This is a genomic window from Streptomyces sp. NPDC127098 (genome assembly GCF_042722465.1).
Taxonomy (GTDB): Bacteria; Actinomycetota; Actinomycetes; order Streptomycetales; family Streptomycetaceae; genus Streptomyces; species Streptomyces millisiae.
In genome coordinates, this window is the sequence record NZ_JBHXFJ010000001.1 from 92,064 (window position 1) to 101,370 (window position 9,307).

Annotated in this window: 7 protein-coding genes; 5 read left to right on the top strand and 2 right to left on the bottom strand. The window is 73.4% G+C overall.

Translation table 11 applies throughout. From position 1 onward, the window contains the following. Positions 1 to 101 precede the first annotated feature (101 nt). The 4 genes from ACFWI8_RS00440 to ACFWI8_RS00455 all read left to right on the top strand — a co-directional run bounded on the left by ACFWI8_RS00440 (position 102) and on the right by ACFWI8_RS00455 (position 4,105). Complete coding sequence (locus ACFWI8_RS00440) at positions 102 to 1,100, top strand: LacI family DNA-binding transcriptional regulator (protein ID WP_387083926.1); 999 nt, start codon at positions 102 to 104, stop codon at positions 1,098 to 1,100. A gap of 85 nt (positions 1,101 to 1,185) precedes the next feature. Continuing rightward, positions 1,186 to 2,136: a ribokinase gene (locus ACFWI8_RS00445; protein WP_387083928.1), complete on the top strand. Its 951-nt coding sequence runs from the start codon at positions 1,186 to 1,188 to the stop codon at positions 2,134 to 2,136. A gap of 2 nt (positions 2,137 to 2,138) precedes the next feature. After that, complete coding sequence (locus ACFWI8_RS00450) at positions 2,139 to 2,609, top strand: RpiB/LacA/LacB family sugar-phosphate isomerase (RefSeq protein WP_311600599.1); 471 nt, start codon at positions 2,139 to 2,141, stop codon at positions 2,607 to 2,609. Positions 2,610 to 2,722: 113 nt separating this feature from the next. After that, on the top strand, positions 2,723 to 4,105 hold the full coding sequence (locus ACFWI8_RS00455; protein ID WP_387083930.1) for an MFS transporter: 1,383 nt from the start codon (positions 2,723 to 2,725) through the stop codon (positions 4,103 to 4,105). A 64-nt stretch (positions 4,106 to 4,169) separates the two neighbouring features. Here the strand turns inward: ACFWI8_RS00455 and ACFWI8_RS00460 are convergent, their stop codons facing one another. Together ACFWI8_RS00460 and ACFWI8_RS00465 are read right to left on the bottom strand one after the other, a co-directional pair. After that, the gene (locus ACFWI8_RS00460; RefSeq protein ID WP_387083932.1) at positions 4,170 to 5,615 is read right to left on the bottom strand and encodes a cellulose-binding protein; all 1,446 of its coding nucleotides are present in this window, start codon (positions 5,613 to 5,615) and stop codon (positions 4,170 to 4,172) included. A gap of 196 nt (positions 5,616 to 5,811) precedes the next feature. Further along, entirely contained in the window at positions 5,812 to 6,861 is a 1,050-nt protein-coding gene (locus tag ACFWI8_RS00465) for a LacI family DNA-binding transcriptional regulator (RefSeq protein ID WP_387083934.1), read from the bottom strand. Positions 6,862 to 7,102: 241 nt separating this feature from the next. Between ACFWI8_RS00465 and ACFWI8_RS00470 the strand changes: the two genes are divergently transcribed. Next, complete coding sequence (locus ACFWI8_RS00470; RefSeq protein ID WP_387083936.1) at positions 7,103 to 9,190, top strand: cellulose binding domain-containing protein; 2,088 nt, start codon at positions 7,103 to 7,105, stop codon at positions 9,188 to 9,190. Positions 9,191 to 9,307 lie beyond the last annotated feature (117 nt).

A 9,307-nucleotide genomic window follows, 5' to 3' on the forward strand; every position in this document is an offset into this window, starting at 1 on the left:
ACGCCCCACCCCTGATCCATGCTCCCTGGAAACGATTCCATGGAATCGTTTCCACGAACGGGACGACGAGCTGACGGGAAGGGTTACGCGTGGACGGCACGGTGACGATCAGGGATGTGGCGGCGCTCGCCGGCGTGTCCGTGGGCACCGCGTCGCGCGTGCTCTCCGGCAACACCGCCACCTCGCCCGCCGCGCGCGAACGGGTGCGGGCGGCGGCCGAGAAGCTCGGCTACCGTCCTGACGCCCGGGCGCGGGCCCTGCGGTCGACCCGGAGCCACGCCGTGGGCCTGCTGGTGTCGGACGTGCGCAACCCGTTCTTCGCCGACATCGCGCACGGCGCGGAACAGGCCGCGCTCGCCTCCTCGTACGTGACCCTGCTGGCCAACGCGAACGAGGACACCGCGCAACAGGACACCTACCTGGAGGCCTTCCTCACGCAGCGCGTCGACGGGATCATCGTCGCGCCGCAGGGTGAGGGCGGCGGCAACCTCCGCGCGGTCGAACGGGCCCGCACCCCGCTGGTGTTCGTGGACCGGACCGTCGACGGCTTCGACGTGCCCAGCGTGACGGCCGACAACGCCCAGGGGATCGAGCTCGCCGTGGCCCACCTGGCGGCCCTGGGGCACACCCGCGTCGGGTACATCGGCGGGCCCTCCTCCGTGTCCACCGGGCGGGCCCGGCACGAGGCGTATCTCGCGGCCGTGGCCCGGCACGGCCTGGACGACGACGCCGAGCTCGTCACGGTCGGCGACTTCCGCAGCGCCAGCGGGGCCGCGGCGACCGCGAAGCTGCTCGCCGGCCGCCGACCGCCGACCGCGCTGCTGGCCGCGGACAGCCTGATGGCGGTCGGCGCGCTGGGCGAGGTGCGGAGGCAGGGGCGGCGCATCGGCACGGACATCGCGCTGGTCGCCCTGGACGACATCGAGTTGTTCCGCGAGCTCGACCCGCCCCTGACGGTGGTGGCCCACGACGCCCGGGCCCTCGGCGAGCGGGCGATGCGACTGCTGCTCGACGTGATCGACGGCAGACCCGCCGCCTCCCAGGTGCTGCCGATGCGCCTCGTCGTCCGCGAGTCCTCCACCGGCCGGACCGGTCACTGACCCGAGGCGCGCGCTCCTCCGGACGTACCCGAACCTCCCCGAACCCCCCGAACCGCCAACTCCCCGAAAAGCAGGACACTCCCCCATGCCCTCAGTGCACGTCGTAGGAAGCCTCAACGCCGACCAGCTGCTGGAGCTGACGACGTTCCCGGAGCGCGGCGAGACCGTGCTCAGCGCCGGGATGCGCGTCACCGCCGGCGGCAAGGGCGGCAACCAGGCGGTGGCGGCCGCCCGCGCCGGGGCCCGCACCGGCATGGTCGGCGCCACCGGCGCCGACGCGCACGGCGACCTGGTGCGGCGGGCGCTGGCCGAGGCGGGCGTGGCGACCGCCGCGGTGCGCACCGATCCCGAGGCACCCACCGGGCTCGCCGTGGTGCTGCTCGAACCCGGGGGCGGCAACCGCATCATCGTGGCGCCCGGGGCCAACGCCACCCTCACCGGGCGGGACGTCGAGGCCGGCCTGGCCGCCGTCGCACCCGGCGACGTCGTGCTGCTGCAACTGGAGATCCCGCCCGCCGTGGTGTCGGCCGCCGGCCGGCTGGCCCGGGCCCGGGGGGCCACCGTGGTGCTCAACGCCGCCCCCGCCCCCACCGACGCGCGCCACCTCGACCCCGACGACCTCGACGTGCTGATCGTCAACGCCCACGAGGCGCGCGCCGTGGCCGACCTCTTCGGCGTCGCCGAGCGGGCGCCCGAGGAGCAGGTCGCCGCCCTGGCGCGGGCGTTGAACCTGCTGGTGGTGTGCACGGTGGGCGCGCGCGGCGCGTACGCGGCGCCGGCCGGCGGCCGGGAACCCGTGCTGCACGTCCCCGCCGTCCCGGTGACGGCCGTCGACACCACCGCCGCCGGCGACACCTTCACCGGATACCTGGCGGCCGCGCTGGCCGACGGCAGTGACGACCTGCCGACGGCGCTGCGCCGGGCCGCCGCGGCCGCCGCGCTCACCGTCACCCGGCACGGCGCCATGACATCGATCCCCAGCCTGAGCGAGGTCCCAGGGACCCGCCCCACCTCCCAACTCACCGGCAAGGAGTGACCATGCGCATAGCACTGGGCAACGACCACGCGGGCCTGCTGCTCAAGGAGCACGTCCGCGAGACCCTGGTCCGCCTCGGACACGAGGTGCTCGACCGGGGCGTGAACAGCGACGAGCCCGTCGACTTCCCCGACATCACCTTCGCCACCTGTGACGAGGTGCGCGGGGGCGGGGCCGACCGCGCGGTGCTCGTGTGCGGCACCGGCGCCGGCGCCCTGATGGCCGCCAACAAGATCGCCGGCATCCGGTGCGGCCTCGGACACGACGTGTATTCCGCGCACCAGGCCGTGGAGCACGACGACGCCAACGCCATCGCCATCGGGGCCTGGCTGGTCGGGCCCGCGACGGCGACCGAGGTGCTTGAGGCGTTCCTGGCCGCGCGGTTCGACAACGACGAGGACACCGTGCGCCGCGTGGCCAAGCTCCACGACCTCGAACTCCGCTCGGCCCGCGAGCTCGCCGACCGGATCTGACGCCCGTTCCCCGCCGGGCCCACCCGCCTCTCCCCGAACCCACCCCCGTCCCCACGGTCCCCACCTCCCCTCCCCACCTCCCCCGCGCACAGAGTGATCAAAGGAGACCCAGCATGAGCGCGCCCGACTCCCCTTCCGCTCCCCCCGCTCCCTCCGCTCCGGGCCGCCGTCTCAAGACGGCACTCGCGTCCGCCGCCGGCACCTGCGTGGAGAACTACGACTTCGTCGCCTACGGCACCGCGTCCGCCCTGTACTTCGGCGACGCGTTCTTCCCCGAGTCCGACCCGCTGGTCGGCACCCTGCTCGCCTTCGCCACGCTCGGCGTCGGCTTCCTGATGCGCCCCGTCGGCGGGGCGCTCGGCGGTTACCTCGGCGACCGGCACGGCCGCAAGCCGGTGCTGGTGGGTGCCCTGCTCGTGATGGGCGTGGCCACCGTCCTCATCGGTCTGCTGCCGACCTACGCGCAGATCGGGGCCGCGGCCCCGGTGCTGCTGGTGATCATCCGCTGCGTGCAGGGCCTGGCGTTCGGCGCCGAGTGGGGCGGCGCCGTGATGATGACGTTCGAGCACGCGCCGCGCCGGCGACGCGGCCTGTACGCGGCGATACCCCAGGCAGGGAACCCGCTCGGCATCGCCCTCGCCAACATCGCCTTCCTGCTCTCCGCCTCGATCGACGGCGACCTGGCCTGGCGGCTGCCGTTCCTGGCCAGCTCGCTGCTGATCGTCGTCGGCCTGGTGGTGCGGATGAAGCTCAGCGAGTCCCCGGAGTTCGAGGCCGCCAAGGCGGAGGGCGACACGGTGCACAACCCGCTGCTGACCGTGTTGCGGGACGACTGGCGCAACATCCTGCGCATCATCGCCCTGCGGGTCGTGGAGTCCTGCGCCTACTACCTGACGGCCACCTACCTGTTGTCGTACATCACCGACCGCAACGAGGACGACCGCGGCGTCGCGCTGGCCGGCGTCGTCATCGCCAGCCTGCTGGCCGTGGGCACCACCGTGCTGTCCGGCGCGCTGACCGACCGGGTCGGGCGGCGCACGGTCTACCTGGCCGGCTGCCTGCTCGCCGTGGCGTTCGGCATCCCGATGTACGTCATGGCCAACACGGGCGCGGCCATACCGATCGTGCTGACCTTCCTGATCGCCATCGGCGTCATCCACGCCGCGCTGACGGGCACCCAGGCGGCGTGGTTCGCCGAGTTGTTCCGCACCGGGACGCGGACGTCGGGCGCGTCGCTCGGCTACCAGACCGCCGCCTCGGTCGCGGGCTTCGCGCCCTTCGTGGCCGTGCTGCTGGCCGACTCCTTCGACTGGTGGGGCCCGGCGGGCCTGTACGTGGCCGTGTCGGCCGTGGGCCTGGTCGGGGTGCTGACCACCCGCGAGACCTGGGGGCCGGCCGAACGCGCCGCGACGCCGCCGGAGCCGGCGGCCCGCGGGGCCGCGGCCTCGCCGCACCACGGCGAGGCGGTGCCGACCTCGTCGGGCGATCGCCGGTAGCCGCCGCCCCGTTCGGCTCCGGTGCCGCGCCTGCCGGTCGGCGACCGGCGGGCGCGGCACCGCGTCAGCCGCCCGGCTGGAGCCGCACGACCACGATCGAGTAGGCGGGCACGGTCTGCCGGGTCGCGCTGCCCGCCGTGGTAGAGCCGATCGAGGTGGCGTTCTTCAGGTAGGAGTACACCGTCGGGGTGGCCGGGGACGGCGTGAAGCCGCGGTACGACAGGTCGACGGTGGCCTCGTTCCTTGGATCCTTGTTGATGAGCATGACGCTCAGGCCGCCGTCGGCCCGCCGGACGGCGTGCGCGGACACCAGCGCGGTCGAACCGGTGGCCCGGACCAGGGTGTCGCCCGGCGATCCGAGCCGGGTGATCATCCGGACCCCGTGGTACGGCGGGAACGGGGTGTTCAACGGCGGCTCGCACGCGGCCCCGCTGGAGAGGATCCCGCCGTCGTCGTAGTCGGTGGCGCCCTCGACCTGGGTGATGTTGCGGCAGTCGGTGCCGTTGTGCAGGTTCCACCAGTCCAGGGTGAACGCGCCGTTCTCCAGCCAGGTCAGGTACTCGTCCGGCGCGAAGAGGCCGCTGGGCGAGGTGTTCTTGTAGGCGGTGGCGGCGGCCTCGGTCACCGCGATGCCCACGTTCGGGGCGTTGGCGCCGGCGTAGCGGTTGATCAGCGACCGCAGCGCCGTGGCCATGCCCGGGATCTCCGTCCCCGGCGCGTCCAGCAGGTCGGGCTGGCCGTTGGCGCTCGGGTAGTGGTGCACGATCACGAAGTCGATCACCGAGCCGGCGATGGACATCACCGTGTTGTTCCAGTCCGTCGTGTCCCCGGGACCGATGATGCCGTCCGGCCAGGACCCGGGGGTGGTCAGCACCGCCCCGATCCTGATGTCCGGGTCGACCGCCCGCATCGCCTCGGCGTAGGCGAGCACGTTGCGCGCGTACTCCCGGGGGCTCTTGTCCGGGTGGTGGTCGATCTCCCAGGTGGCGCCGTAGTGGCCGTTGCCGTAGACCTCGTTGCCGATCTCCCAGTACTCGATGTCGTAGTCGTTGGTCACGTTCGCGTACCGCACCCACTCCGCGGCCTCCTCGGGCGTGCCCGAGCCGTAGTTCGCGGTGATGATCGGCTGGGCGCCGGCGGCGCGCACGGTGCCCATGAACCTGTCGAACTCGGTGTTCGGCGCGACGTAGCCGCCCTCGACGGTGTGCGTCTCCCAGTGGTAGCCGTCCGCGTAGCTGCCGCCCGGATAGCGCACCATCCCGACCCCGGCGTCCCGGAAAAGACCCGGGATGGCCGGGTGGTTCATGTTCTCGTCGTAGACGGCGACGTTCATGCCGACGCCGGTGTCCGGGATCGTCGCCAGCCGGGCGCCCGCGTCGACCGAGACGGAGGCGGTGTACGCGGCGGACGAGGGCGGCGCGGCCGCCGTGACGGAGCCCGCGGCGGCCAGCGCCAGGGCCACGGCCAGGCCGACCAGGCGGGACGAGGACGAACGAACCGACCTCCGCATGAGCACCTCCAGGGGCGACCACCGGGGTCGCTTCGGGGTGGGTGGCGCCGTGGCGGTGCGCCGACGGCGCAGGGCAACTGTCAGCGGATCAGAGCGGAAACTTTCGCTCCCATTTCCCGACACTTTCTCAGGGAAGGTAGCGACGGCCCGGGCAGGGGTCAATGGTCGTGCCCGTCGCTCCCTGCGGCCCGCGGGGTCAGTTCTTGGGCGACGCCGTGCTCTGCCGGACCGTCAGGGTGGTGGCGATCTCAAGGCCGAGCTGGGGGGCCCGCTCGCCACGGCCGAGGGCGAGCGCCAACTCGGTCGCTGCCGCTGCCATCTCGGTGAGCGGCTGGTGCACGGTGGTCAGCGGCGGGTCGACCCAGGCGACCACCGGCAGGTCGTCGAAGCCCACCACGCTCAGGTCGTCGGGGATCCGCAGGCCCGCCTCGCGCGCGGCCTGGTAGACGCCGAGCGCCTGCAGGTCGTTCGCCGCGAAGACCGCCGTCGGCCGGTCGGCCCCGGCCAGCAGGCGACGCGCCGCGGCGGCGCCGCCCTCGGGCGTGAGCGGGGCGTGCACGACGAGGTCCGGATCGACCTGGAGGCCGGCGCCCCGCATCGCGGAGCGGTAGCCGTCGAGCCGGGCGGTGCAGCACAGCACGTCCTCCGGGCCGGCGACCATGGCGATGCGGCGGTGCCCGAGCCCGGTGAGGTGACGGGTCGCGGCCCGGCCGCCCGACCAGTTGGTGGCGCCGACGAACGGGACGTCGTCCGGCAGCTCGGTGGTCGGGTCGAAGACGACGAACGGGATGCCCTTGGCACGGAGTTGCTCGCGCTCGGCCGGGGAGAGCTGGGCCACGGACAGCACGCAGTTCGGCCGCCGGGAGACCGTGTCGTCCCAGGTCGCGGGCGCGGAGTCGTGCAGGCCGAACTCGGACACCAGCACGCCGACGCGGTGTTCACGGGCGACCTGCTCCACGCCCCGGATGATCTCCACCGCCCACATGCTCTGCAGTTCGCGGAAGACGAGCTCCACCACGTTGCTGCGGCCGGCGCCCGCCGGCTTGCGGTACCCGTAGCGGTTGACCAACTCCTCGACCCGGGCCCGGGTGTCGGCCGACACCCCCGACTTGCCGTTGATCACCTTCGACACGGTCGGCACCGAGACCCCCGCCGACTCGGCGATGTACGCGATGGTGACCGGCCTGGAGGCGCCGGGGCCCTCGGGCTCCCGGCCGGCCGGCTCCCCGGATCCGTTGTCAGCCATGGTCGCCCTCCCGATGACCTGCCACCGCCCGCGCTGGTGAGGACCACATTGTGACACCCCGGAAGACGGGCTCCCGGTACGGCCGTTCGACGCCCGTCCGCCGCGATCACCGAAACTCTCCCCAACTCCTTCCGGAAACCGGTAACGCGAGCGTTGACGCGGCCATGCCGCGCTTGGGACATTCTTGGGAGCGTTTGGGAGCGCTCCCAAGACCCGTCCGCCTCTCGGAGAGGAAGCCGGCATGTCGCTCACCCCCCGTCCGCCCGGCAGGTCGAGGAGCATCCGTGGCCTGACCGCCGCCGTGGCCGCCGTGGCGGCGGTCGCCGTCCAGTCGCCGGCCGCCGCGGACCCGACCGCCGACCCGGCCGTGGACCCGGCCGTGGCGGTCTCGGTCAACGCCGCCCTGGGGCTCGGGACCATCGACGAGGCGGCCTTCGGCGTCAACACCGCGATCTGGGACGCGCACATGAACGACCCCGAGGTCGCGACGCTGATGGGCGACGCCGGGATCGGGGCGATGCGCTACCCGGGCGGGTCCTACGGCGACCTCTACCACTGGGAGGACCACACCGCGCCCGGCGGCTACGTCGCGCCGAACACCGAGTTCGACAGGTTCATGGGCACGGTGCGGGCCACCGGCGGCCAGCCGGTCATCATCGCGAACTACGGCACCGGCTCCCCCGAGGAGGCCGCGGAGTGGGTGCGCTACGCGAACATCACCCGCAGCTACGGCGCCAGGTACTGGGAGATCGGCAACGAGGTCTACGGCAACGGCCACTACGGCTCCCCGTGGGAGGAGGACGACCACGCGGACAAGAGCCCGAACGAGTACGCGCGCAACGTCCTGGCCTACGCCGAGGCGATGAAGGCGGTCGACCCGACCATCGAGATCGGCGCCGTGCTGACCACCCCGGGCGACTGGCCGGACGGCATCGTCGGCCCCGGCGACTCCGCCGACTGGAACCACACGGTGCTGGCCGCGGTCGCGGACGCCATCGACTTCGTCATCGTGCACTCCTACCCGGGCGGCGCCACCGCCGACGAGGCCCTGGACCGGATCGGCCGGCTCCCCGGCCAACTGCGCGAGGTGCGCCGGCAGATCGACCGCTACGCCGGCGAGCGCTCGGCCGAGATCGGCATCGCGCTGACCGAGATCAACTCCAACGTCCAGCAGAACAGCCGGCCCAACGGCCTGTTCGCCGCCGACGCCTACATGACGGCCCTGGAGAACGGGGTCTTCAACGTCGACTGGTGGAACACCCACAACGGCCCGACCGAGGTCAACCGGGTCGACGGCGAGCTCGACTTCAACGACGCCGGCCTCCTCTCCAGCGGCGGCTGCGTCGGGGACGTCTGCCAACCGCCGCTCCACACGCCGTTCCACCCCTACTACGGCATCAAGTCCCTCACCACGCTCGGCGGCCCGGGCGACACCATGGTGGCCGCGACCTCCAGCAGCGACCAGGTCTCAGTCCACGCCGTGCACCAGGTCGACGGCGACCTCGCCGTCATGCTGATCAACAAGGATCCCGAGCGGTCCTATCCGGTGGACCTCTCCTACGCCGGCTACGCCCCGAACGCCCAGGCGCCCGTCGTCCACCGCTACGCGCGCGGCGACACCGACGTCACGCGGATCCCCGCCCCCGAGGACGGCTCGCACGTCCTGCCGCCCTACTCGATCACCACCGTGACCGTCTCCCCCACCCCGGGCGGCGCGTCAGTCGGCGCCCCCGGCACGCCGCGGGTCACCGCCGTGGACAGCACCACCGCCACGGTGAGCTGGCCCGCCAGCGCCCAGGGCAGCCCGGTGCGCTACGAGGTGTACGAGCGGCTCGGCGCCAACGCCCAACTGCTCGCGACCTCGACCTCCACCTCGGCGACCCTCCGCAACCTGCCGCCGGGCTCGGAACACACCGTCAACATCCTCGCCAGGGACGCCGACGGCCGGCTCTCCCGCCCCTCCGAGCCGCTCACCCTCACCACCACCTCGCCGAGGGACAGCAACTGCCTGGTGACCTACCGCGTGGACGGCAACTGGAGCAGCGGCTTCGTCGCCTCGGTCACCGTCTCCAACCTCGGCGACACCACGATCAACGGGTGGAGCCTGGACTTCTCCTGGCCCTCCGCGGGACAGTCCGTCCAGAGCGCCTGGAACGCGCGGGTCAGCAGCGACGGGCGGCGGGTGCACGTCACCGACGACGGCGGGAACGCGGTCCTGGCCCCCGGCGGCGGCTCATCGGCCACCTTCGGCTTCGTCGGGGCCAACGAGGGGGCCAACCCGACGCCCACGGCCTTCACCCTCAACGGCACGGTCTGCCGCACGTCCTGAGGCGACAACCAGCCCCGGGACGTGATGCCTGACGTCCTGTCGGGGGGGCCCCCCCCCGGGGGGGGGGGCCCCCCCACCCCCCCCCCGGCACCCGCCCCGCCCCGCGGGGGGGCGGCG